The organism is Paenibacillus sp. P13VS (assembly GCF_015143645.1).
GTDB lineage: Bacteria > Bacillota > Bacilli > Paenibacillales > Paenibacillaceae > Paenibacillus > Paenibacillus xylanilyticus_A.
This window is the reverse complement of record NZ_WYEV01000002.1, coordinates 626,069-648,291: the sequence shown is the minus strand read 5'-3', so window position 1 is coordinate 648,291 and position 22,223 is coordinate 626,069. Positions and strand designations below refer to the sequence as shown.

The 22,223-nt window shown below is 46.8% G+C and carries 24 protein-coding genes; 18 read left to right on the top strand and 6 right to left on the bottom strand.

Annotated elements, in window-relative coordinates; all coding sequences use genetic code 11:
- The first annotated feature begins 215 nt into the window (after positions 1-215).
- From GUA98_RS04050 to GUA98_RS04015, 8 genes are all read left to right on the top strand, one after another.
- Entirely contained in the window at positions 216-1,487 is a 1,272-nt protein-coding gene (locus tag GUA98_RS04050) for a sulfotransferase family protein (protein ID WP_227779366.1), read from the top strand.
- Entirely contained in the window at positions 1,484-3,421 is a 1,938-nt protein-coding gene (locus tag GUA98_RS04045; RefSeq protein WP_193722114.1) for an asparagine synthase-related protein, read from the top strand. The genes GUA98_RS04050 and GUA98_RS04045 overlap by 4 nt, the downstream gene beginning before the upstream one ends.
- Positions 3,422-3,476: 55 nt before the next feature.
- Positions 3,477-3,608 (top strand): paeninodin family lasso peptide, encoded by a 132-nt coding sequence (locus GUA98_RS04040; protein ID WP_110821067.1) that lies wholly within the window; start codon positions 3,477-3,479, stop codon positions 3,606-3,608.
- Positions 3,609-3,745: 137 nt separating this feature from the next.
- Positions 3,746-4,690, top strand: a complete 945-nt coding sequence (locus GUA98_RS04035; RefSeq protein ID WP_153977738.1) for an aldolase — start codon at positions 3,746-3,748, stop codon at positions 4,688-4,690.
- The gene (locus GUA98_RS04030; protein WP_193722113.1) at positions 4,687-4,986 is read left to right on the top strand and encodes a lasso peptide biosynthesis PqqD family chaperone; all 300 of its coding nucleotides are present in this window, start codon (positions 4,687-4,689) and stop codon (positions 4,984-4,986) included. Before GUA98_RS04035 ends, GUA98_RS04030 begins: the two co-directional genes overlap by 4 nt.
- Positions 4,987-4,990: 4 nt before the next feature.
- On the top strand, positions 4,991-5,473 hold the full coding sequence (locus GUA98_RS04025; protein ID WP_095288242.1) for a lasso peptide biosynthesis B2 protein: 483 nt from the start codon (positions 4,991-4,993) through the stop codon (positions 5,471-5,473).
- On the top strand, positions 5,463-6,653 hold the full coding sequence (locus tag GUA98_RS04020) for a nucleotidyltransferase family protein (protein WP_153977740.1): 1,191 nt from the start codon (positions 5,463-5,465) through the stop codon (positions 6,651-6,653). Before GUA98_RS04025 ends, GUA98_RS04020 begins: the two co-directional genes overlap by 11 nt.
- A 3-nt stretch (positions 6,654-6,656) precedes the next feature.
- Positions 6,657-8,495, top strand: coding sequence for an ABC transporter ATP-binding protein (locus GUA98_RS04015; RefSeq protein WP_153977741.1), 1,839 nt, complete (start codon positions 6,657-6,659; stop codon positions 8,493-8,495).
- A 105-nt stretch (positions 8,496-8,600) separates the two neighbouring features.
- Here the strand turns inward: GUA98_RS04015 and cysC are convergent, their stop codons facing one another.
- Complete coding sequence (cysC, locus tag GUA98_RS04010; protein WP_153977742.1) at positions 8,601-9,236, bottom strand: adenylyl-sulfate kinase; 636 nt, start codon at positions 9,234-9,236, stop codon at positions 8,601-8,603.
- A 149-nt stretch (positions 9,237-9,385) separates the two neighbouring features.
- Here cysC and GUA98_RS04005 point away from each other — a divergent pair, with 149 nt between their 5' ends.
- The gene (locus tag GUA98_RS04005; protein WP_153977743.1) at positions 9,386-9,784 is read left to right on the top strand and encodes a hypothetical protein; all 399 of its coding nucleotides are present in this window, start codon (positions 9,386-9,388) and stop codon (positions 9,782-9,784) included.
- Between the two features lie 120 nt (positions 9,785-9,904).
- Entirely contained in the window at positions 9,905-10,687 is a 783-nt protein-coding gene (pdaA, locus tag GUA98_RS04000) for a delta-lactam-biosynthetic de-N-acetylase (RefSeq protein ID WP_095359049.1), read from the top strand.
- Between the two features lie 100 nt (positions 10,688-10,787).
- Here pdaA and GUA98_RS03995 read toward each other — a convergent pair whose 3' ends face one another.
- Together GUA98_RS03995 and GUA98_RS03990 are read right to left on the bottom strand one after the other, a co-directional pair.
- Positions 10,788-11,636, bottom strand: a complete 849-nt coding sequence (locus tag GUA98_RS03995; protein ID WP_193722112.1) for a DegV family protein — start codon at positions 11,634-11,636, stop codon at positions 10,788-10,790.
- A 53-nt stretch (positions 11,637-11,689) separates the two neighbouring features.
- Positions 11,690-12,124, bottom strand: coding sequence for a hypothetical protein (locus GUA98_RS03990; RefSeq protein WP_193722111.1), 435 nt, complete (start codon positions 12,122-12,124; stop codon positions 11,690-11,692).
- A gap of 282 nt (positions 12,125-12,406) precedes the next feature.
- Here GUA98_RS03990 and GUA98_RS03985 point away from each other — a divergent pair, with 282 nt between their 5' ends.
- A complete protein-coding gene (locus tag GUA98_RS03985; RefSeq protein ID WP_153977745.1) occupies positions 12,407-12,793 on the top strand; it encodes a DUF423 domain-containing protein in 387 nt (128 codons plus the stop codon).
- 136 nt (positions 12,794-12,929) lie between these two features.
- On the opposite strand, the gene GUA98_RS03980 is transcribed toward GUA98_RS03985, so the two are convergent.
- Positions 12,930-13,505 (bottom strand): hypothetical protein, encoded by a 576-nt coding sequence (locus GUA98_RS03980; protein ID WP_153977746.1) that lies wholly within the window; start codon positions 13,503-13,505, stop codon positions 12,930-12,932.
- A gap of 334 nt (positions 13,506-13,839) precedes the next feature.
- Here GUA98_RS03980 and GUA98_RS03975 point away from each other — a divergent pair, with 334 nt between their 5' ends.
- Positions 13,840-14,142 (top strand): YunC family protein, encoded by a 303-nt coding sequence (locus tag GUA98_RS03975; RefSeq protein WP_095359044.1) that lies wholly within the window; start codon positions 13,840-13,842, stop codon positions 14,140-14,142.
- A 163-nt stretch (positions 14,143-14,305) separates the two neighbouring features.
- On the opposite strand, the gene mtnA is transcribed toward GUA98_RS03975, so the two are convergent.
- Both mtnA and mtnK read right to left on the bottom strand, forming a co-directional pair.
- Positions 14,306-15,379: an S-methyl-5-thioribose-1-phosphate isomerase gene (mtnA, locus tag GUA98_RS03970; RefSeq protein WP_095359043.1), complete on the bottom strand. Its 1,074-nt coding sequence runs from the start codon at positions 15,377-15,379 to the stop codon at positions 14,306-14,308.
- A 22-nt stretch (positions 15,380-15,401) separates the two neighbouring features.
- Positions 15,402-16,619, bottom strand: coding sequence for an S-methyl-5-thioribose kinase (gene mtnK / locus GUA98_RS03965; protein WP_193722110.1), 1,218 nt, complete (start codon positions 16,617-16,619; stop codon positions 15,402-15,404).
- Positions 16,620-16,916: 297 nt separating this feature from the next.
- On the opposite strand from mtnK, the gene GUA98_RS03960 reads away from it, so the two are divergent.
- The 6 genes from GUA98_RS03960 (at position 16,917) to sufU (ending at position 22,206) form a co-directional block, all read left to right on the top strand.
- Positions 16,917-17,378: a Dps family protein gene (locus GUA98_RS03960; protein ID WP_095288229.1), complete on the top strand. Its 462-nt coding sequence runs from the start codon at positions 16,917-16,919 to the stop codon at positions 17,376-17,378.
- 137 nt (positions 17,379-17,515) lie between these two features.
- A complete protein-coding gene (locus tag GUA98_RS03955; RefSeq protein ID WP_193722109.1) occupies positions 17,516-18,091 on the top strand; it encodes a DUF1802 family protein in 576 nt (191 codons plus the stop codon).
- Positions 18,092-18,456: 365 nt separating this feature from the next.
- Positions 18,457-19,239, top strand: a complete 783-nt coding sequence (gene sufC, locus GUA98_RS03950) for a Fe-S cluster assembly ATPase SufC (protein ID WP_095288227.1) — start codon at positions 18,457-18,459, stop codon at positions 19,237-19,239.
- 24 nt (positions 19,240-19,263) lie between these two features.
- Positions 19,264-20,568, top strand: coding sequence for a Fe-S cluster assembly protein SufD (gene sufD, locus GUA98_RS03945; RefSeq protein WP_193722108.1), 1,305 nt, complete (start codon positions 19,264-19,266; stop codon positions 20,566-20,568).
- A complete protein-coding gene (locus tag GUA98_RS03940) occupies positions 20,565-21,785 on the top strand; it encodes a cysteine desulfurase (RefSeq protein WP_193722107.1) in 1,221 nt (406 codons plus the stop codon). The genes sufD and GUA98_RS03940 overlap by 4 nt, the downstream gene beginning before the upstream one ends.
- Entirely contained in the window at positions 21,775-22,206 is a 432-nt protein-coding gene (gene sufU, locus GUA98_RS03935; protein ID WP_095359036.1) for a Fe-S cluster assembly sulfur transfer protein SufU, read from the top strand. The genes GUA98_RS03940 and sufU overlap by 11 nt, the downstream gene beginning before the upstream one ends.
- Positions 22,207-22,223: the final 17 nt, after the last annotated feature.

The window sequence follows — 22,223 nt, the reverse complement described above, 5'->3', positions numbered from 1 at the left end:
GTGAAGAGTGAACGGAAAAGGAAATTATGAAAAAGTGAAAATAAAAGATTGACATGATACATTTTGTATCATAGAGTAAAACTATGAATACACAACGTATCTGAAAGATGTCGAAACATCATAGAATTGGATTTGTACATCTTCTGTTTCTTCAGAAAAAAGGATGAGAATTCGATGACCAACTGCATGCTCATTATATTCGGACAGAGGAGGGGATGCCGGTGGTAGATGTTCAAGGTAACGGACTTGTCTTATTGCTCTGTGTCCCTCGTAGTGGAAGCTCACTATCCACCGTCATGCTGCAGAACCACAGCCGCATATTTGCAACCCAGGAAATGTGGTTTCTGATGAATCTGGTGGATCTGTCGAAAGCAGATGCTCGTCCTTACGGAGGAAGCCCCATTATTCGTCAATTTTATAGTTCCATGGTCTCAGATGATGTATATGAAAAGGCATGCAGGAGCTTTGCCCTTGAAATATATAACGGATTTCTGCAGGGGAATGCAGCAGATTTCGTTGTCGATAAATCTCCGCGTTATTACTATATGCTCGAATGGCTGGATCGACTTTTTCCAGAGTCCAAGCGTATCCACCTTCAGCGTAATCCACTCTCCATCGCTGCTTCCTACAAGAAAGTTAATCGTAACCAAGGAGAAGGGTTTGATCTGGTCAGCAGTCTAAAAAGCCCGCATCTGAATATGAAAGCCGTTGATCTTACGCTCGGCTTGCTTCGCTTAAATGATTATTTTGCAGTAAAGCATGCAAATGCACATGAGCTTCGTTATGAACAGCTGGTCTCCAAGCCTAAAGAAGAAGTTGAAAAGTTGTGTGAGTTTCTCGGCGTTGGATATGAAGAGGGCATGGAGCAATATGGACTTCATGTAAACAGTTCGAAATCCAACATGTTCTACAGTATGGGGGTCGGAGACCCGTTCTTGTCCACGCATCAAGAAGCACACAAAAATTCTGTTAACAACTGGAAAAGTATACTAAACACAACTGAAGTCGAAACATATTGCCGTGTTCTGGGGGCAGACGTGTTCCATCGTATGGGTTACTCTGAACAGCTGCAAGAGGCGGAACAATGGACAGGAGTTCGTTATGAAGCAGCCCCGGATCAGGAAGTCATTGAACGACTTGGCCATCAGTTTATGGAAGCAACGGGTTGCAGATGGCAACCGCATTACAGCATACAGGGATCCCCATCCATAAGTACGGCGAGTGATGAGATGCACGGAGCAGCCCACCGTACGGAATCCGATACAGATCCAACCTTGGCTGCGCTTGCCACAATCAGACAATTGGAAGCAGCACTTCGTGCAGCAGATAACCGCTTGGAGCGAGGATACAGTGAGCAGGAACGATTGAAGAGGCAGCTGGCATCTGCTCATAGCAAGCTTCAGCGAATTAAATCCTGGATTCCATTTGGTCATCAAATCAGTGCGTGGGCATCCCAGCGCAAGATCCTTCGGGGAGGAAAGTCATGAGTGCCATAGCGGGAATTGTTCATACCGATGGTCAGGAAGCGTTTTGGGAAGATAGCTGGCGTCTGTACGCGAGCCTGGGACATATTCCGGCAGATACAACCGGGGTTTGGAAAGGGAACCAGGCATTCCTGAGTTGTCATGCTCAGTGGATCACACCCGAGTCAGTCCATGAGAAGCTGCCTTTGGTTGATGAGGTCAGTGGTCTCACGATAACCGCGGATGCTATTTTGGATAACCGGGAGCAACTCGCTGATCAGTTATTCATCTCCAGAAGCCAGTTGTCCGTCCTCTCGGACAGTGAACTGATCTTGCGAGCCTATCAGCAATGGGGTGAACAGGCAGCCAGCAAGCTGATTGGTGACTTTGCTTTTGCAATCTGGGATGACCGTAAGCGGACATTGTTTGCAGCGAGGGATATCACGGGCATGAGGACGTTGTATTATCGGCATGACGGCAAACGTTTCTCATTTTGCACACTGATTGGCCCTTTGCTTGATCTGGACGGAGTCACCAAGGATTTGAATGAGACCTGGTTATCCGAATTTCTGGCCATCCCCGAAATGCATGGCTCGGCAGATATTCACATGACGGCTTATTGTGGAGTGAACCAGTTACCTCCCGCTCATACCCTGGTCTTCCGAGCAGCCAATCTCCAAGTGGAACTGAAGCAGTATCATCGCTGGGACGAAGTAGAGCCGCTGCTTCTCAAATCCGATGGGGAATACGTTGAAGCATTCCGCGATGTATTCACTCAGGCGGTCAGTGCCCGCTTACGAACCCATCGGCAGGTAGCAGCTGCATTAAGCGGTGGGTTGGATTCCGGTGCTGTTGTCGGCTTTGCTTCTGGCTCCCTGCGCAGTCAGGGGAAGAGGCTGAATGCGTACAGTTACGTGCCTGTGTCTGATTTCACGGATTATACTTCCAAAACGCTGCTGGCTGATGAACGACCTTTCATTCGCTCCACAGTGGATCATATCGGGAATATATCGGAGAACTATCTTGATTTTGAGGGCAGAAGTCCTTTTAGTGAGATCGATACCTGGCTGGACATGATGGAAATGCCTTATAAGTATTTCGAAAATTCGTTCTGGATCCGAGGGTTTTACGAAAAGGCAAGCCAGCAGGATGCAGGTGTGCTCCTTACAGGAGCCAGGGGGAATTTCACCATTTCCTGGGGGCCTGCACTGGACTATTACGCCAGTCTGATGAAACGCGGCCGCTGGCTACGCATGCTGCAGGAGATGAGGCAATATTCCCAGCGAACCGGCATGAAATTTTCCAGAATTGCTCGTATTACCGCACAAAAAGCCTACCCGGAACGTTTCCATACTGCCTCGAAGGGGGCTGCCAATGTCGCGACGAGCCAACTTATACATCCGGAATTTGCGAGCAGAACCGGGGTGCTGGAGCGACTCGGATCACTGGTTAAGCTTCAGGGAGGCGCTAGAGCAGATGCGCTGAAAGTAAGAGCCGAGAAATTCAACAATCTGGCCATAGCAAACAAGAATGGAGCAGTAGCTACCAAATGTTCCTTGCGTTACCGGGCATGGGAGCGTGACCCCACCAGTGATGCCCGCGTCATACAGTTTTGCCTGTCGGTGCCCATCGAACAGTATGTCAGCAAGGGAACAGATCGCTCCCTGATCCGGCGTGCAACTTCACCTGAATTGCCTGATAAGGTGAGACTCAACCAACGTGTTCGCGGCATACAGCCCGCGGATTGGCTGCACCGGATGATCCCTGATTGGGGTGCTTTTACCGCAGAAGTGCAGACGCTATGTTCTGATAGTCGTGTAGCCGGCATATTAAACACCGACCGGATACAATTGGCGCTTAAAAACATTCCGCAGCCGCGGCCTGAACTTGCTTCTCACCCCGATATGCGTTTGATGATGCACAGCCTGATCGTATATCGCTTCATCCGCAAATTTTGAACGTTAGATTTACATACTAGGCAGCATTGTAAACTCTTGAAAGGAGGTGACAACAATGGAAAAGAAAGAATGGCAAGCACCTGCACTGGAAGTGTTGGAAGTAAACCAAACTATGGCTGGAACTGGATTCAGACAAATCGACTGGATCTCCGATCACGATGCTGATCTCTACGATCCAACTTCCTAAGTTATTAAGTTTTACGAAGAGCTATCATACTTAAAGGGCGGAAAGACAAGATTATCTTTTCGCCTCCGCCCTTATATTTGATTCCTATGAATATAAGGGCTTTTTTACATTCAGCATTGCTAAGGAGGAGTCATTCATTGTTGCCTGTGCAGTATGAAGCATATGGATTGCGTTGGCTAAGCCAATTTCAAATGCCAGAACTCCAGATCGTGCAGAACAGTAGTCAGGATGCTGGTGATATTGACGTACATATCCAGTCTGCCGATTTAACCACGCTTTGGGAAGCGTGGGATGTGGGGAATGAAAATTTCGTATCTCGTGACGGCAGTCTTTTTTTTCGAATTGAAGATGCAGGCATCTTCCTGATTGAGCAAGGACGCAGAATTATCGTTAACCCTAAGCAGGACGCTGATGAAAAAAAGGTCCGATTGTTTATTCTAGGTACTTGCATGGCCGTCATCATGATGCAGCGGGGCATCCTTCCACTACACGGAAGTGCTGTAGTTATTGATGGCTGGGCTTATGCATTTGTGGGGCACTCAGGTGCTGGGAAATCCACTTTATCAGCGGCTCTGGCTTCACGGGGGTATCCGCTTTTGACCGATGACGTCGTTGCACTAACCTGGGATGCCGGAGGAAGAGCTATTGTATCTCCAGGGTATCCGCAGCAGAAGCTGTGGCAGCCCAGCCTGGATGGGTTTGGCATGAAAGAAGAGAATTATGCCACCGTGCATGCCGAGATAACGAAGTATGCGATACCGGTTCAGCATTATTTTCATGAGAGATCTGTCCCGCTTGCCGGCATTTTCGAGCTGAATCCCAAACCGGATGACGTAAGGAAGCCTATTCAATTGACGCAGGTTCACGGATTGGAAAGACTTCACCTGCTGTGTACACATACCTTCCGAAGTACTCTTGTCGCAAGGCAAGGCCTTGCACAGTGGCTGTTCGAGACTGTTTCCAGATTATCAGCGAGCGTAGAAATTGGTAGATTGACGAGGTCCGGTTCTGATTTTACTGCATTTGAGATGGTTGAACGGATCACAGATCATGTACGTAAAGGGGTGCACACAGAACAATGAAAAGTACAAAACAATTCGATTGGAAAGATCGTGTGAAGCAGAAGGAAGGCAATCTTGTCAGTGATATGGGCGGAGAAAAGGTCATGATGAGTATCCAAAGTGGAAAGTACTACAATCTGGGCAGTACTGGCGGGCGCATCTGGGAACTGCTGTCTCAGGAACGGACAATCGCGGGCTTGGTTGATGTTCTTGCTTCAGAATACGAGATTGATGCAGATACTTGTCATGCGCAAGTCATTCCGTTTCTTGAGCACATGTCCCGTGAGGGATTAATCGACGTTGTTCACGAGGATTAAGACGATGTTACGCAAAATCAAAGCTTATCGTTCATTGCCCCGTGAAGTCAGGCTTATGGTATGGGAGGCTTATATTCATTTGGGGTGGGCACGAATCCTCAAAGCCAGACCTTTTGCCAAAATTGCCCCTGGGCTCGGAACAGCACAATATGAAACCTCGATGAACGGATTGAATCGAAATCAGATTATAGCGATTAGACATGTTTCCAAGGCCATTTTGCTGGCGAGCAAGTACACATTATGGGAAAGCCGCTGTCTAGTCATGGCGATCGCTGCAATGAAGATGCTGGAACGCCGCAAAATAGAGAGTACGCTGTACATGGGAACTGCACGTAATAAGCAAGGACAAATGATGGCTCATGCCTGGCTGCGAAGTGGGAAGATTATCGTAACCGGAGCAGATACTATGGACCAATATACGGTTGTCGGCGTGTTTGGCAAGCGTTGTCCGGAGAAGGGAACTGGAGAAATTGTCTATGAATCCTGAATTTGATGACTATACAAAAGGGTTTCCACAGGAGCTCAAGCTCATTTTGATAATCATGAGAGATGAGCTGCACGCACTTGCTCCGGAAGCAATCAAAGCTATAACCGAAGGAATAGACTGGAAGCTCTTTCTAAGACTTGTCTATCATCACAGATTGTATTCGGTCCTATATATGAAACTCAAAACATTAGAATCTCCTTTCATTCCTGTGTCTGTTGTGGAGAGTTTAAGGCAGGAATATACGGCGAATACGTTTCGCATGCTGCATCTGACCGCGGAGATGGAACAGGTCTGCGGAGCTTTTAATGAACAGGGAATTCGAAGTATTACGTTAAAAGGACCAGCACTCGCCCACGATCTCTACGGAGATGTATCCTTAAGAACATCCAAGGATTTGGACATTCTTATTCCTTTTGATGATGTGGATTCTGCCGAACAGATTCTGGAAAGGCTCGGTTATGTATCCAAGGAAGGCAAACGGCGCCCTACGGTGCAGAGCTGGAAGTGGCGGGAGCATCATATCTGTTACAAGCATCCTCTCAAGAAAACGCAAGTGGAAATCCACTGGCGCCTTAATCCGGATTCCGGAAAAGAAACGGACTTTGAGCTGCTGTGGCAGCGCAGTCGATTCAGTACGTACACGCAAACCCCGATCCGCATGCTGGAAAGAGAAGACTTATGGGCATATCTGGTAACTCACGGCGCCCGACATGGCTGGTTCAGACTGCGCTGGCTCATGGACATCGATCAGATGATTCGCAGCATGCCTATAGATGTAAACCTGTTAACCAGACGCCTGAAAGCTGAAGGGCGGCTCGTTATTGGTGCACAAGCGCTTCGCCTTGTATCCGTGCTGATGAACACACCACTGGATGCTGATTATCGCAGCTTAATGTTCTCTCAAGAACGAGCAGGAGAACGGCTGGCTAAGCATGGGGTTTTATTTATGAATGATATGCTGGACACGCCGGCGAATTTACGTAGTTACCGCTCCTATCTGTTTGCACTGAGAAGTACCAGACAGAAGATGTTTTTCTTCATTGAACGATTATATCCAAGTACCTGGGATGTGGAACAAATGCCGCTTCCACGCTCTTTGCACTTTTTGTATTTTCCGTTACGTCCTTTCCTCTGGTTCTGGCGGCGAATGAAAAGGAACGCGATGACGGAAAGGGGTTAACGAATGATTTCAGAACTTCGATTTTATATGCGCAAGCTTCGTGAGGTAACAGGACCCGTTCTCTATTGGAACTTACTAGGCATGATCTGCATTAGTTTGATGGAGGGAATTGGCATTTATATGCTTGTCCCGATGTTAAGTTTGATCGGTATTTTTGAGATGGGTACCACCGGTTTACAGTTATCCTGGCTGTCCGAATGGTTAGGTCGGCTTTCCGACAACAGTCAATTAGTATTGATATTGAGCATTTTCGTGGTTATCCTCTCCGGACAGGCCTGGCTCCAACGTATGCAAACTATTCGAAATACCCGAATTCAACAGCAATTTATAAGAACTTTGCGACAGGAAACGTACCGGGCCATCATTATGGCCAAATGGTCTTTTTTTCTCCAAAAACGAAAATCCGATTTTAACCATATATTAACGACAGAACTTGCCCGAGTCAGTCAAGGCACGAATCTGATCCTGCAAATGGCGGCGTCCTTGATTTTTACAGCAATTCAGATTGGGCTCGCTTTTTGGCTATCCGCGAAGTTAACTGCGATTGTACTGGTCTTTGGACTTCTGTTGTTCTTCGTGCTCAAGAAGTTCGTGCAGCGGGCCAAACAGATCGGTGATCAGACATCCGAGCTATCCCAGCACTATTATAATGGTATTACAGAGCATTTTAACGGGATCAAGGATATCAAGAGCAACATGCTTGAGGAGTCGCATATCGGATGGTTTGAAAAAATATGCAAACGCATCGAGCGAAATGTCATTCAATTCAGCCAGTTGAACAGTGGAACACAGCTCATTCATCGCGTATCCTCTGCTGTTATTATTGCCGCCTTCATCTACCTGTCACTGCATGTTCTTGCTGTACCTCCGGCGAGTTTACTGCTGATCATTCTCATTTTCTCCCGGCTGTGGCCCAGGTTTACATCCATTCAGTCCAATCTGGAATATATTAGCTCAATGCTGCCCGCCTTTCAGCTCGTCAGAAAGCTGCAGGCCGAAACCAATTTAAGTCGTGAAATTAGTCGTTCCACCACAGATACAGAGGCTCCAAACCGGAATATCGAAAAAGACAATCATGCGATTCAGCCACTTGAACTGATGCGATCCATCGAATGTATAAATGTCAATTACCGCTATGAGGGCAGTTCAACTTATTCGCTCGAACATGTTACTGCATCCATTCCTGCGAAGGGGATGACAGCTATTGTGGGTAAATCAGGTGCTGGAAAGAGTACCTTAATTGATCTGATTATGGGGCTGGTCCGTCCAGAAAGTGGGCAAATTCTCATCGATGGTGTTCCACTGTCTGAGGAGCAGTTATTGGCGTGGAGAAGTTCAATCGGATATGTGTCCCAGGATCCATTTCTGTTCCATACCAGCATTCGTGAGAATCTGCGACTGGTTGACCCAGATGCAAGTGAGGAACAGATGTGGCAAGCCTTGCAGTTTTCCTCCTCTGCAGCATTTGTCCGCAAACTTCCTCACGGATTGGATACAATGATTGGAGATCGTGGGATTCGTTTATCCGGAGGGGAACGTCAGCGTCTGGTACTGGCAAGAGCGATGCTGCGCAATCCGTCTGTACTCATATTGGATGAGGCCACAAGTGCGCTGGATAGTGAGAATGAGCAGCACATCCATGAGGCGCTTGAACGACTCAAAGGACATGTTACCATTATTGTCATTGCCCATCGATTGTCCACGATTCGCACCGCGGATCGGGTGATTGTACTGGAGGAAGGCCGGGTGATCCAGCAGGGAGGGTACCAACAATTATCCACTGACCCGGTAGGAACATTCAGCAAGTTGTTGAATATGCAGGCCGGTGTTGTAGGCCAGTAAAAGATGGAAAAGATCATACTCACGCACATTCCAAAAAAGGCACAGGATCATCACTGTGCCTTTTGTTTATAACGGGTCCATAACCTGAACCTATACGTATTCGGATTAAATTTGACTGGTAGTGGGAGCGAGGGGAAGCTGAAGTGCACCTGTCAATTCCAGGTACTGCACAATCTTTTGAACGGCTTCGTCCAAAGGCAGTTGTTCCGTATCAATAATCAGTGAAGGATCCTCTGGAACATCATATGGTGCCGAGATTCCGGTAAAATGAGGGATATCCCCGCTGCGAGCTTTTTTGTACAACCCTTTTGGATCGCGCCTTTCACATTCTTCGATGGAACACTGCACATAAATTTCAATAAAATCTTCAGGCTCAAATAATTGTCTGACCATTTCCCGATCCTGTGCATGAGGAGAAATAAAGGCTGAAAGAACGAGTAATCCGGCGTCTACCATCAATTTGGCCACTTCACCAATGCGGCGTAAATTCTCTTGTCGATCTTCCGATGTAAAACCAAGATCGCGATTGAGTCCATGACGCACATTGTCTCCATCAAGTACATAACAGCGAACACCTCGAACATGCAGATGCTGTTCTAAGGCAAATGCAAGTGAGGATTTACCAGCACCGGATAATCCGGTAAACCACAACGCACGGCTGCGATGGCCGTTATGTAATTCCCGTGCATGCCTGCTTAAACTCGATTGCTGCCAAGTAATATTGCGCTCTTCCTTCGACATGGAAAATCCGCCTCTCCAACGCATGATATGTAATATATTTTAACATATTTACAAGAATATAGCACTATTTTTAATGATCTGAGGTTTAGCGTGAACTTCATCATTTTCGGGTATAGAAGTAGTACACCCATAGCAGGAGGAAGAGCACTATGAACGAAAAAATACAGAACATACAGGTCAGCTTTCAATGTGCGGACTGTGAGCATGACATCCATGTGAGTTTTGCTTCACAACAGGTAACGACCGTACGATGCTCCGGGTGTAATAGGGCTTACACCTTGATGAAACCAACGATTGGTGAAGAAATATTGCTCGATTGGGAGCAAGAGGCGTTATATCATAAGATGCGTGCAGATCGGTCAGAGATGGATTACGACAGCATGTCAGCACTTATTATTAAGGTGATCGAACTGCTGACCTGGCGTGATCGTGGTGACGGACAAACGAAGGCGATCGAAACGGTCAGGGAATGGTTGTCCTCCAGCGGTAAGCCGCAAACATTAATTGAGCTGCTGCATCAACCCGAACAAAGCAACAAACGATTCTAATGCGGTCATGGCATGTGTCATGGAAAAGGTACATACATTCGCTGTTTCTGTGGCATATTACCTGAAGGGGCTCGTGATAGGAAGCGACAACCCATTATTCAGGAACAGGAGCGGTTGAAAATGAAGCGACTGGTTTTATATATGCTGTTGACTGCCTTATCGGCGTTCAGCATTTTTCCGGTGCACACCGAAGCATCGCCCGTTACCGGAGCATATCACTTTGGCTTCAAGAGAAGCCAAAACGGGCAGCTGCCCTCTATTGACCAGGAAGGTTTTAAGTCGATCCTGGAAAACAACGAAGCGATCTTTTTGGGGGATACCAAACAAAAAGAGTTGTATCTTACGTTTGATAACGGATATGAGAACGGATTTACACCTGCCATTCTGGATGTGCTGCGTGATAAGAAAGTTCCTGCTGCATTTTTCGTCACTGGTCATTATCTGAAGGATCAGCCGGAACTGGTTAAGCGCATGGCTGCTGAGGGACATATTGTGGGCAACCATTCCTGGAGCCATCCGGATATGACTCGGGTATCCAACGAAAAGCTGAAAACAGAGCTTGAACAGGTGAAGGCCGAAGTGAATCGTTTAACCGGCCAGCAAGCCACTTTTTTGCGTCCGCCTCGTGGTATTTTCAATAACCGTACGCTGGCGGAGAGCCATGCTCAGGGGTATATCAATGTATTCTGGTCACTGGCTTACAAGGACTGGGATGTCAATGTACAGCGCGGAGCTGACTATGCACGACAACAGGTGCTCAAACAGTTACATCCTGGGGCTGTTATTCTCCTGCATTCCGTCTCCAAAGATAACACAGAGGCACTGGGCTCGATCATAGATGAAGCACGGAAACAAGGATATGCATTCAAGAGCTTGAATGACTTGAAAACAAAAAGTTATTAGTATAAGAGTAATGTAAAAGGGCATCCTTGGCTGTGTGCAGCCAGGATGCCCTTTATGCGCTGGTTATCGTTGTTTAACCAACGTCAACGTGTATTGTTTTTTACAAAACCGTGTTATAGATGATACCTGTTGTTTTGGGTCCGCAATGGCTGCAGATTACACATCCTGCTGTCGTTAATTCTACCCGTCCACCCGTTTGTTCCTGCAGGGATTTCTGCAGCTCGAGTGCATCCTCTTCAGCCATGGTATGTACAACAATGATGAGGTCTGTGTCAATCTGGTGCTTTTCGTTGAGTGTATTTTGCAGCATTTGATCCAGCGCCTTTTCCCTTTTTCCACGGACTTTGTAGGCTGGTGACATCTTGCCATCTGTTACGCGAATGACGGGGCGAATCTTGAGAAGGCTTCCGATCAGGTTTTGCATGCCTGAACAGCGTCCACCCTTGTGCAGATACTCCAAAGTATCAATGACAAATTCGGTCCGTACATTGGGCTTCACTGCTTCAACCAAATGAGTGATTTCTTTCAGGCTCTGACCTTTCTGCGCAGCATACACTGCCTTCATCACAAGCAGTCCAATGCCGGAGGAAAGATTAAGTGAGTCCACAACAGAGATACGGCCTTCGGGAAACTCTGAACTTGCCAGCAGTGCGTTTTGATAAGTGGATGAAAGCTCAGATGACAAACTGATATACAAGATGTCGTCCCCTTGTTCTATGTATGGTTGAAAAGCCGTCATGAAATCAGCAGGGGATGGAGCAGCTGTTTTGGGCAGTCGTCCGTCTTTGCTAACCCGCTCATACAGCCGTTCAGGTGTGATCTCAACACCATCCTTCAGGGATTCATCACCGAATACAACGTACAACGGAATAATCCCAATATCGTGAGTCTTAATCCAGTCTGGATTCAGATCACTCGTGCTATCTGCAAAAATTTTGATTCTTGACATGTCGATCTCCTTTGGATACGAGAATTTGGCTAAATGGTTGTGGTCTGGTTGTTTTACGTCATATAAATGCCTGCCAGAATGAGTCCTGCAAATGTAAGGATCATGATACCGTTAAGGATTGTACCGATAATGGGAAATACCTTTTTACGATTTTTAAGCACAAGGCCAATGACTCCGAGAATAAGACCGGCCAGATTTAGAACAAGGCATACCAGGATAAACAGGGATGCCATCAATACAGCTGGATGCAAAGCAATTTCCTCAACCTGCACAGGTTGTGTTATCGTACCAAGAGCACTGCTGAGTGCAATGGTGGCGAGGAAGAAGGTCAAAATAAACCCCAAGAGTGCTACCAGTCCAATGACAAAACTTGCGATACCCGGACCTGAATGTTTCGTTCTGTTCAGTACGGGATCTGCTGGATCTGCCGGATTGGTCGCAAAAGGATCATTGCTGCCGGCTTGTTCATACGTATTTTGATGTTCCATGAATATCATATCCCTCCCTACTCGTTATTGATTGTTATTAACCTTATTTAAGCATGGTGATTCTCCTGATGGTTACAGGAGTACAGACCCTTTTACTTTTCCACAACTACCGACAAAAATCAAGGTTTCTCTTTACTTTATGCCCCATCAGACCAACCTTTCGTTCCACATCTCAACGCCATATGTACGGAAGCTCATAACATCCCACTGAACTGGTAAACAGCTCAGAGATTCGCTAAAATAAACATTAGTGTGACATGACATAAGGGGAGAGAAGTGAAAATGCAACGAGTATGGATGACCGTTGGAGCCGTAATGACAATGCTGTCTGTAGCGATTGGTGCGTTCGGTGCCCATATGCTTAAGGAAAAAATCGGCGCAGATGCCATTGCCGTATATGAAACCGGAGTGCAGTATCACATGATTCATGCGGTGGCCCTGTTGATTGTTGGGTTAACAGCTGGTCAACTTGGGGTGTCCTCCAAGCTAAAATGGGCAGCGCGTCTATTGTTTATCGGTATTATTGTGTTCTCCGGCAGCTTATATGTACTTAGTATTACGGGCATCAAAGTTTTAGGTGCCATTACACCTATTGGTGGAGTTGCTTTTATTGCTGGATGGCTGTTATTTGCCTTAGATGTGTGGCAACGAGGGAAAGAGCGCTCCTAACTTGGGTGATTACCAAACTGGTCAATTGTCCGCGAGAAGTAGGATTCGGCTTACGTGAGAATGGAAAAAGCAGCTTACGAGGAATGATGTGAAATTTCCACGTAAGCTGCTTTTTTGGTTTGTGTTCGTAATGGATCTACAAAAACTCGTCAATTTCATTCGTTCGGAATGAGTAGACCTGTTTTTCATCTACATGGTAGACACTTACAATGCTGTTATCCCGATCAAAATTCAAAATGCGGCATGGAATACTCTGATGTTTGCCGTTCTTGTTGTTGACCACAATTCGTGTAAGCCGGTTTTCCTTAATGAGGGTATCAATCCATTCATCAAAGGAATTTCCCAGAGAAGAACTGGCCGACTCTGGTGCAGCTGAATTCTGAGAAGAAACCGTTTCCTTTTGGTCTTGTGGTTTTGCCGAGTTTGATGAATTAGTTAATTGATTCGATGGAGCTGTTTTCAGTCCGCTCAATTGAGATTTTTTCCGTTCGTGGTGAAGGGAGGTGATCGAATCTTTTCTGGACTGGATCGTTGCTTCAATAATCTTGCCAAGCTCTAAGCCAGATTGAATGCGAAAGTCCGCAATTTGTTCCTCTTTGTTCATGAGCTCCAACAGGGACTGTAGCGCCAAGGCATTCGAGCGGCTTTTGATAAGAATGTCGACATTAAATAAAAAGCCAACTTCTTCTCCGTTGGATAAGGTTTCCTTCATTCATCCCAGCCCCGTTTGTAGATATGTCAGTCGATAAATACGCTTCATCACTATATCATTAATGTGGCAATAATCATAGTACTAGAGGCGCAGAAAATAACAAGCAATACTGCGGGGCTGAAACAGTTTTCATATGGCTGGATACATATTCTGCATCTATTTAATTTTATGGGATGTGGTGAGAAATTTAGTATGAATCCTAAATAACCCAATTTAAATTTGAAGGGACAATTTTAAGCCTTTTAGTTTGTTTTCCGCAGGTGTCCACACCGAGAATCGGAATGGGGCATACAATTATCCTGACCTGCGGGAATAGGAGGTGGATCGTGAGATTATGGTGAGCATGGAGCCGATTGTAGTTGGAGAGCATGTGCTGGTTGGGGTGGAAGTGAAGTTACCCAAAACAACGTTATTGACAATCAACACATCCAAAGGATATATCATGTGTGGAGCACTTGATGTCGGATTACTTAACGAAAAGCTTGGGGATCGCAAGATTATTGCAGCTCGAGCGGTTGGTGTGAGAACGCTGGATCAGCTGCTGCACGCGCCAATGGAGTCCGTCACAACCGAAGCTGAAGCGATGGGCATAACGGTTGGGATGACAGGTGTAGAGGCATTGCTGAAGATGATCTGATTCGGGACAACGTCCGATGAAATGAAGTGAGCAGCTGAGGTAGCTTCGAAACAGTGCTGATGCGACAGGACTGAGTTATGCAATGTTTTATAAGAAAAAGTAAAAAGGGGCTCTATGGCCCCTTTTTTTATGCGCATCACCAGCATCTAAGTCAGATGCGACTTTATACTTCTTCCTTGGCAAACAAGGCAGCCAGGTTTTCTTTGAACGGAGCACGCACGACACCTTTTTCCGTAATAATTGCTGTTACATACTCATTAGGCGTTACATCAAATGCAGGGTTAAATACTTTCACCCCTTGTGGTGCTGTACGCTTGCCAAAGCCTTCGGTTACTTCCTCGGCAGAACGCTCCTCAATTGGGATGAGATCCCCGGAAGGTGTGGACAAGTCAATGGTGGACAGCGGGCTGGCCACATAAAACGGAATATTGTGCGCTTTGGCAAGTACCGCTACGCTGTATGTTCCGATTTTATTCGCCACATCACCGTTTGCCGCGACGCGGTCTGTACCAACGATAACGGCTTGTATCCAACCTTTGGACATCACCATACCTGCCATATTGTCACACAGAAGGGTAACATCGATACCCGCTTGCTGCAGTTCGAAAGCCGTCAAACGTGCGCCTTGGAGGACAGGACGAGTTTCGTCAGCAAATACTTTCAGTTGAATGCCACGTTCCTGAGCGAGATACATTGGCGCCGTTGCCGTGCCGTATTTGGCTGTGGCAAGTCCACCGGCGTTGCAGTGCGTGAGCACACCCATACCATCTTCGAAGAGTGGAAGGGCATGTTCTCCGATCATCCGGCAAACCTCTTCATCTTCTTTTTGAATTAAGAGTGCTTCTGCTTCGAGTGCAGCATTGCTGTCTTCGATGCTTGTTCCAGCTTCGGCCAGATCACTTGCCTTTTGCATCATTCGATCGAGTGCCCAGAACAGATTCACCGCTGTTGGGCGTGAAGTGGCCAGATGGGCACAAGTGGATTTTACATGATCAAGCCAGCCTTGAATGAAAAGTCCATCGTAAGCTTTAGCCCCCAATACGACACCGAAGGCAGCAGCGATTCCAATAGCTGGAGCACCGCGGACTTTCATGGAGTGAATGGCTTCCCACACTTCTTCAGGCGTGTATAGCTTAAGCATCAGAATCGTTTCGGGCAAAAGGCGTTGATCAAGCATTTCAAGCTTGTCCTGTTTCCAGTTGAGGGAGGACAGAGGCTGATGTTCAGGGGTTGTCATGGATGTTCCTCCGTTCCTAAGTTTAAACTTTGATTGAGGAGATGGCTGTGGACACAAGGTCCAGCACTTCACCAATGGTGTTTAGTCGGCGATTGTTCTTGATTAACGTTTTACCAATAGCAAGTGCTTTACGCTGAGCACGTTCACGTTCTGTAGCATCCTGAATCGTATCAATATCTGCCACGTGGGCAAGGCCGACGATGCGGCGTACCATTTTCGCACCCGCGAAGCCAATGGAATCCCTGAACAATTGTTGAACATAAAGGTCTTGATATCCCGGGGCTTTCGCCATTGGATCGACGAGATCAGACTCCCATAAAGCACGGAAGCGGGTCTCAAATTCATTCCATACATCACGGACCATATCAAGCAGCAGCGTTTCACGGTCACGCAGTGCGTTTTCATCCTGGATCCATCCTGGCAGAGAAGCATAGTTCAGAAGCAGGTTGGCGAGTACGGCACCCACGTCGAATCCCATCGGACCATAATAGGCAAACTCGGGATCAATAACTTTGGTCGATTCCGGTGTGACAAAAATACTTCCTGTATGAAGGTCACCATGAAGCAGAGCTTGTCCATGGGTGAGGAATTTTTCCCGAAGCAGGGCCACTTCCAGATGCAATGCTCCATCTGTGCGAAGGGCTTCAGCCTCGTCCTCAATGGAAGCTTCATAATTGTTTTTCTCAGCGATCCGGTATGGTTCGTCAAAGATCAGATCCTCCGTGATTTTACACTGATCCGGATTCACGAATCGACCCTGCTTTTCCTTCTTCAGCTGTTGATTCATGCCGAGATCGGATGTGAAGAAAAGCGTTCTTGCCATGAATTCTCCGATATGCTGTGCGAAGAGAGGGTATGTGACACCTTCAATGAGGCCTTTGCGCATAATTACATGATCACTGAGATCTTCCATAACCGTTAACGCGAGATCATCATCATAGTGGTACACTTCTGGCACCATCCCTGGGCAGAGACGATACTCTTCCTGGAGAATTTCGCGTTCAATGCGGGCACGAACCAGGGAAAGAGGCCAAGATTCGCCAACGACTTTCGCATAAGGAAGGGCCTGTTTGATAATGATACTTTTATCGGAGTTCTGATCCGTGATATGGAAAACCAAATTCAGATTACCGTCTCCGATCTCACGGCATTCCAGATTTGCATCTGCCGTAAAAGGACCCGGTAAGGTTTTGGCCAGTTCGATTGCTTCTTGGGGGGTTAACGGGTGATATTGAGACAAGGATGCCACCTCCATATATATGAAGAAACAGGAAAACCCACTTCTTTGCTTGGTATAAGTCAGTATATCGGAATTAACCCGTTTTTTGTACCCTTTTTTTAAGGCAAGCCTTGTTGGACTTGTTTCGAAGCTGGTGTGCCAGGGTAAAAACAAATAGGCCGGACGGTTCACAAATTACCGCCTACAGGCCAGCCGCTAAGCAGCGGTGACGAACTGTTTAACTCTCTGTTATGTAAGACAGATTCAACTGTCAATCCTACATAATGGACTAATTTTATAATAAAGGATGGGATTCACATGGCTACAAAAAACAAAACAGATCAAGCGAAATCAGTAGAACAAGTACTTAATCGTCAGGTAGCTAACCTGAACGTCCTGTACGTCAAAATCCATAACTATCACTGGTATGTAAAAGGACCAAACTTTTTCACGCTGCATGTGAAATTTGAAGAGTTCTATAATGAAGTTACTGTACAAATGGATGAAATCGCTGAGCGTATTCTTACGCTGAAAGGCAGCCCTGCTGCTACCATGAAAGAGTATCTGGAGCTCGCTTCCATCCAGGAAGCTGCAGGTGGCGAAGATGCAAAAACAATGGTGCAAAACCTGATTGAGGACTTTGCTACGCTATCCAATGAGTACCAGGAAGGTATCGAAGTAGCGGAAGCTGCAGAAGACCAGCCGACATCCGACATGCTGACCGGTTTCAAAGCCGATCTGGAGAAACACATGTGGATGCTGCGTTCCTTCTTGGGTTAAGCCACAGCTATAGAGCCGCGTAATACAGTTAATGTCTTCTATAAGGAGCACTTCCCAAACCCTTGATCTTAAGCTGTTGTCAGGAACAGACAAAGCGTCTATACTGCTGACAAGACAGATTACGGGAGGAGATCCGCATGTTAGGCACAACGATACCGGCATTAAAAGAGTGGGCTTCCGCAATTAAAGCGCTGGAAAACGGTCGCCAGATTCTGGTGATGCGCAAAGGCGGTATTGTGGAGGAAACCAGACATTTTGAGCTGAAAAGTCCGGCATTTTATCTGTATCCGACTTATGAACATCAGCGTAAAGAACTGATTAAGTCCTCTGATCATTCGTATGTTGAAGAATCACTGGCCGAATGGGTGCCCGAAGCTTCGACAATCCGCATCACTGCCTATGCCGAAGTGATACAGGATTTGGAGATCCGAGATCAGGAAATGCTGGATCGACTTCATGACTTTCATATGTGGACATCGGATTTTGCCGAAGACCGCTTGAAGTGGAAACGGAAAGATCCGTTACATGTATTGATACTCCGTGTGTACCGTTTGAATGAACCGATGGAAATACCGGTGCTGCCCGAATATAATGGGTGCCGTTCCTGGATTTCCATTCCGAATGGTCCGGTGCCGCGCGAAATGACGCCGGTGGTGGATGTTGCGGATTTTGACGAACAGGTACAGAAGATTAACGATGTGCCCAAAATATAAAATGAAATAAGAAAGGGCTTGTCCAGATTATGGATAAGCCCTTTTTGGCAGATTAATATGGAATGAAATAATGAATTACAGTGATTTTTCTCACTGTGAGTTGGAAGAAATAACGGTTTCTCATTTGATTCAAACCCGCTTTTATTATAGAATCAGGTAGAATCATGTTTCCTGAGAGGACAAGTGTTCTCGGAAATGACTTGATAATCAATGAGAATCAGTTTAGAATTATTCTAAAGTGATTATTGCTTTGGAAATTGCGGTACTTGTAGAAATTCAGGGGAAGCCCTGTTCAGATATTTAATAGGCGCTTTTTCGTTTTCGACAGCAAACATCAATTTAATCAATGGAGGGAAACAATACACATGGCTACGAATTTCGTCATTGAAGGTCTGAAAGCGACGATCGAAGGTAAAGAAATCCTGAAAGGCATTAACCTGGAAATGAAAGGTGGAGAAATCCACGCAATCATGGGTCCGAACGGAACAGGTAAATCCACATTGGCTTCGGCTCTGATGGGTCACCCTAAATATGAAGTAACAGACGGTACAGTAACCCTTGATGGTGAAGATGTACTGGACATGGCAGTAGATGAGCGTGCGCGTGCAGGTCTATTCCTAGCTATGCAATATCCGAGCGAAATCGCAGGCGTAACGAACTCCGACTTCCTGCGCAGTGCAATTAACGCACGTCGCGGCGAAGGTAACGAGATCTCCCTGATCAAGTTCATTCGTCAAATGGAAGGCAAAATGAAAGAGCTCGACATGAATCCAGAGTTTGCACACCGTTACCTGAACGAAGGTTTCTCCGGTGGTGAGAAAAAACGTAACGAGATTCTGCAAATGATGCTGCTTGATCCAAAAATCGTAGTTCTTGATGAGATCGACTCCGGTCTGGATATCGACGCTCTGAAAATTGTAGCAAATGGTGTAAATGCAATGAAGAGCGAAGATCGCGGATTCCTTATCATCACTCACTATCAGCGTTTGTTGAACTACATCACACCTGATTATGTGCACGTTATGATGCAAGGTCGTATCGTGAAATCTGGCGGACCTGAACTGGCTCACCGTCTGGAAGCAGAAGGATATGACTGGGTTAAGGAAGAGCTGGGAATCACGGATGAAACTGTAGGCCAAGAAGCGTAAAGACAAAACGGAGGAGGATAATCAATGACTACACAAACAATTCTTCCGGTTGAATCTGAAGCGCTTCGCGCCTTGTCGGAAAGTAACAACGAACCCGGCTGGTTGACCGAGCAGCGGCTTGAAGCCCTTAAGCTTGCAAGTGGTCTTGCGCTTCCGAAACTGGAAAAACAGAAAATCGAACGCTGGAATGTCAGCGAATATGGCACATATAAAGCAAGTGAAGCTATTTCTTCTCTGGAAGAAGTACCTGCTTCGATTAAAGATCTCGTTCAGGATCAAGCTGAAGGCAGTCTGGTTATCCAGCGCAATTCCAGCACAGTATACTCCAAGGTATCTGCTGATCTGGCAGCCAAAGGCGTTATTTTCACGGATCTGGCTACTGCGGTTCGCGAGCATGGTGATCTGGTAAAACCTTACCTGAACACAGCTGTGAAGGCAGATGAGCATTCCCTTGCTGCTCTGCATGCGGCTCTCTGGAACGGTGGAGTGTTCCTGTATGTTCCTAAGAATGTGGAAATTGAAATTCCGCTCCAAGCTGTTTTGCTCACAGATGATGCAGCTGCTACATTTGCACCTCATGTCCTCGTTGTTGCTGAAGCGAACAGCTCTGTAACTTACGTTGACAACTATGTTTCCGGCGATCTGTCCGCACCTGTTTTCCATAACGGTGTCGTGGAAGTCTTCGTAAAATCCGGTGCAAAAGTACGTTTCGCGTCTGTTCATCAGCTGTCTACGAATGTTACTGACGTTTCCTTCCGCCGTGCAGTGGTTGAGAACGATGGAACAATCGAGTGGATCGTTGGTGAAATGAACAACGGCGATACAGCCAGCAACACGATGTCCGTGCTGAAAGGCAATGGCTCCAGCTCGGATTCGAAAGTCATCGCTGTTGGTTCCGGATCCCAAAAAATCAACTACACTACAGAAGCTCGTCACTTCGGCAAAAACACGCCGAGCCAAATGATTACTCGCGCAGTTATGCGTGAAGAAGCTTCTGCCATTATCAACGGAATCACGAAGATTGAGAAAGGTGCAACCAAAGCAGACGGTCAGCAAACAGAGAAAGTACTGATGCTGAGCCCGAAAGCACGCGGGGATGCCAACCCAATCCTTCTGATCGACGAGGACGATGTTACAGCAGGTCACGCGGCTTCCGTAGGTCAAGTCAATGCTGAACAGATCCATTACTTGATGTCTCGCGGGATTAACCGTACGGATGCTGAACGTCTGATTATCTACGGCTTCCTGGCTCCGGTGGTGGCGGATATTCCTCTGGAAGCACTGCGTACCCAATTGCAGTCCCTTATTGAACGGAAATTGGGACAATGAATCCGTCCATCCGCGAGCAGTTCCCGATCCTCCACCAGGAAATTAACGGACACCCGCTCGTATATTTAGATAACGCAGCGACTTCCCAGAAGCCGCTGGCCGTTATCGATGCGATTAAGCATTATTATGAATTTGAGAACTCCAATGTGCATCGCGGTGTGCATACACTTGGAAGCCGGGCTACGGATGCCTATGAAGGTGCACGTGAGAAGGTCGCCAAGTTTATCAATGCACGGCGTACACAGGAGATCATTTTCACCCGTGGGACAACAACAGCCCTCAATTTGGTGGCTTCGTCCTACGGCCGGTCTGTCTGCAAAGAAGGCGACGAGATCGTTATTACACCGATGGAACATCACAGCAACCTGATTCCTTGGCAGCAGGTTGCCAAGGAGACAGGCGCAACATTGAAATACATTCCGCTTCAGCCGGATGGCAATATCGATTTGGCAGATGTGGAGAAGACGATTACGAACAAAACAAAAATTGTAGCAATCGCTTATGTATCCAATGTCATGGGTGTAATTCATCCGGTAAAACAAATTGCTGAAATTGCACACCGCAATGGCGCTGTCATCGTTGTTGATGGCGCACAGAGCACTCCGCATATGAAGGTGGACGTACAGGATCTCGACTGTGATTTCTATGCATTGTCTGGTCACAAAATGTGCGGACCAACCGGAATCGGTGCACTTTACGGCAAAAAGGCGCTGCTGGAGTCCATGGAACCGGTTGAGTTCGGCGGTGAAATGATTGATGATGTTGGTCTCTATGAATCCAATTGGAAAGAGCTTCCGTGGAAATTCGAAGGCGGAACCCCTATTATCGCAGGTGCGGTAGGTCTGGGTGCAGCCATTGATTTTCTGGAGCAGATTGGCATGGATGAGATTGCCCATCATGAAAGTGTATTGGCAGCTTATGCAACAGAACGTATGGCAGAGATTGACGGGCTGACCATCTATGGTCCAGCGCAGCGTCATGTTGGTGTGGTCACCTTCAACCTGGGGGATGTACATCCACATGATGTGGCAACTGTACTGGATGCAAGTGGTGTAGCCATTCGTGCCGGACACCACTGCTGCCAGCCGCTTATGCGCTGGCTGCAAGTCAGCTCAACAGCTCGTGCCAGCTTCTATCTATATAATAATGAACAAGATGTGGACCGGTTTATCAGCGCCTTAATTCAGACAAAGGAGTATTTTGGCGATGCAACTTGATGATCTGTACCGGCGTGTTATAATGGACCATTACAAAAACCCGCGTAATCGCGGAACATTTGATAATGACGCTGTCACGGTGAATTTGAACAATCCTACGTGCGGCGACCGGATTTCATTGCAGCTTTTACTGAAAGACGGAATCGTTCAGGAAGCCAAGTATACGGGAGAAGGCTGCTCCATCAGCATGTCGTCGGCGTCCATGATGACCGATGCTGTCAAAGGCAAATCGATGGAACAGGCGCTCGATCTGGCTGACCGTTTTTCCTCACTGATGAAAGGGGAAGAAGTCGATTTCGACGATTATGAAGATCTCGAAGCCCTATCCGGTGTGAACAAGTTCCCTGCACGCATCAAATGTGCCACTCTGGCCTGGAATGCATTACGCAAAGGGATTGACGAAGAGGACAATGTACAATAACGATAGGGAGGTAGAGC

What these genes read in the sequence shown, in the direction of transcription:
- GUA98_RS03980 (WP_153977746.1), bottom strand. Translation starts at nt 13,505, where the DNA reads ATGAAGGAAACCTTATCCAACGGAGAAGAAGTTGGCTTTTTATTTAAT.
- sufC (WP_095288227.1), top strand. Translation starts at nt 18,457, where the DNA reads ATGGCTACGAATTTCGTCATTGAAGGTCTGAAAGCGACGATCGAAGGT.
- GUA98_RS03990 (WP_193722111.1), bottom strand. Translation starts at nt 12,124, where the DNA reads ATGGAACATCAAAATACGTATGAACAAGCCGGCAGCAATGATCCTTTT.
- cysC (WP_153977742.1), bottom strand. Translation starts at nt 9,236, where the DNA reads ATGTCGAAGGAAGAGCGCAATATTACTTGGCAGCAATCGAGTTTAAGC.
- GUA98_RS04030 (WP_193722113.1), top strand. Translation starts at nt 4,687, where the DNA reads ATGAAAAGTACAAAACAATTCGATTGGAAAGATCGTGTGAAGCAGAAG.
- GUA98_RS04015 (WP_153977741.1), top strand. Translation starts at nt 6,657, where the DNA reads ATGATTTCAGAACTTCGATTTTATATGCGCAAGCTTCGTGAGGTAACA.
- GUA98_RS04050 (WP_227779366.1), top strand. Translation starts at nt 216, where the DNA reads ATGCCGGTGGTAGATGTTCAAGGTAACGGACTTGTCTTATTGCTCTGT.
- GUA98_RS04045 (WP_193722114.1), top strand. Translation starts at nt 1,484, where the DNA reads ATGAGTGCCATAGCGGGAATTGTTCATACCGATGGTCAGGAAGCGTTT.
- GUA98_RS04020 (WP_153977740.1), top strand. Translation starts at nt 5,463, where the DNA reads ATGAATCCTGAATTTGATGACTATACAAAAGGGTTTCCACAGGAGCTC.
- sufD (WP_193722108.1), top strand. Translation starts at nt 19,264, where the DNA reads ATGACTACACAAACAATTCTTCCGGTTGAATCTGAAGCGCTTCGCGCC.
- GUA98_RS04005 (WP_153977743.1), top strand. Translation starts at nt 9,386, where the DNA reads ATGAACGAAAAAATACAGAACATACAGGTCAGCTTTCAATGTGCGGAC.
- GUA98_RS03975 (WP_095359044.1), top strand. Translation starts at nt 13,840, where the DNA reads ATGGTGAGCATGGAGCCGATTGTAGTTGGAGAGCATGTGCTGGTTGGG.
- mtnA (WP_095359043.1), bottom strand. Translation starts at nt 15,379, where the DNA reads ATGACAACCCCTGAACATCAGCCTCTGTCCTCCCTCAACTGGAAACAG.
- GUA98_RS03960 (WP_095288229.1), top strand. Translation starts at nt 16,917, where the DNA reads ATGGCTACAAAAAACAAAACAGATCAAGCGAAATCAGTAGAACAAGTA.
- GUA98_RS03955 (WP_193722109.1), top strand. Translation starts at nt 17,516, where the DNA reads ATGTTAGGCACAACGATACCGGCATTAAAAGAGTGGGCTTCCGCAATT.
- GUA98_RS03995 (WP_193722112.1), bottom strand. Translation starts at nt 11,636, where the DNA reads ATGTCAAGAATCAAAATTTTTGCAGATAGCACGAGTGATCTGAATCCA.
- GUA98_RS04040 (WP_110821067.1), top strand. Translation starts at nt 3,477, where the DNA reads ATGGAAAAGAAAGAATGGCAAGCACCTGCACTGGAAGTGTTGGAAGTA.
- sufU (WP_095359036.1), top strand. Translation starts at nt 21,775, where the DNA reads ATGCAACTTGATGATCTGTACCGGCGTGTTATAATGGACCATTACAAA.
- pdaA (WP_095359049.1), top strand. Translation starts at nt 9,905, where the DNA reads ATGAAGCGACTGGTTTTATATATGCTGTTGACTGCCTTATCGGCGTTC.
- GUA98_RS03940 (WP_193722107.1), top strand. Translation starts at nt 20,565, where the DNA reads ATGAATCCGTCCATCCGCGAGCAGTTCCCGATCCTCCACCAGGAAATT.
- GUA98_RS03985 (WP_153977745.1), top strand. Translation starts at nt 12,407, where the DNA reads ATGCAACGAGTATGGATGACCGTTGGAGCCGTAATGACAATGCTGTCT.
- GUA98_RS04025 (WP_095288242.1), top strand. Translation starts at nt 4,991, where the DNA reads ATGTTACGCAAAATCAAAGCTTATCGTTCATTGCCCCGTGAAGTCAGG.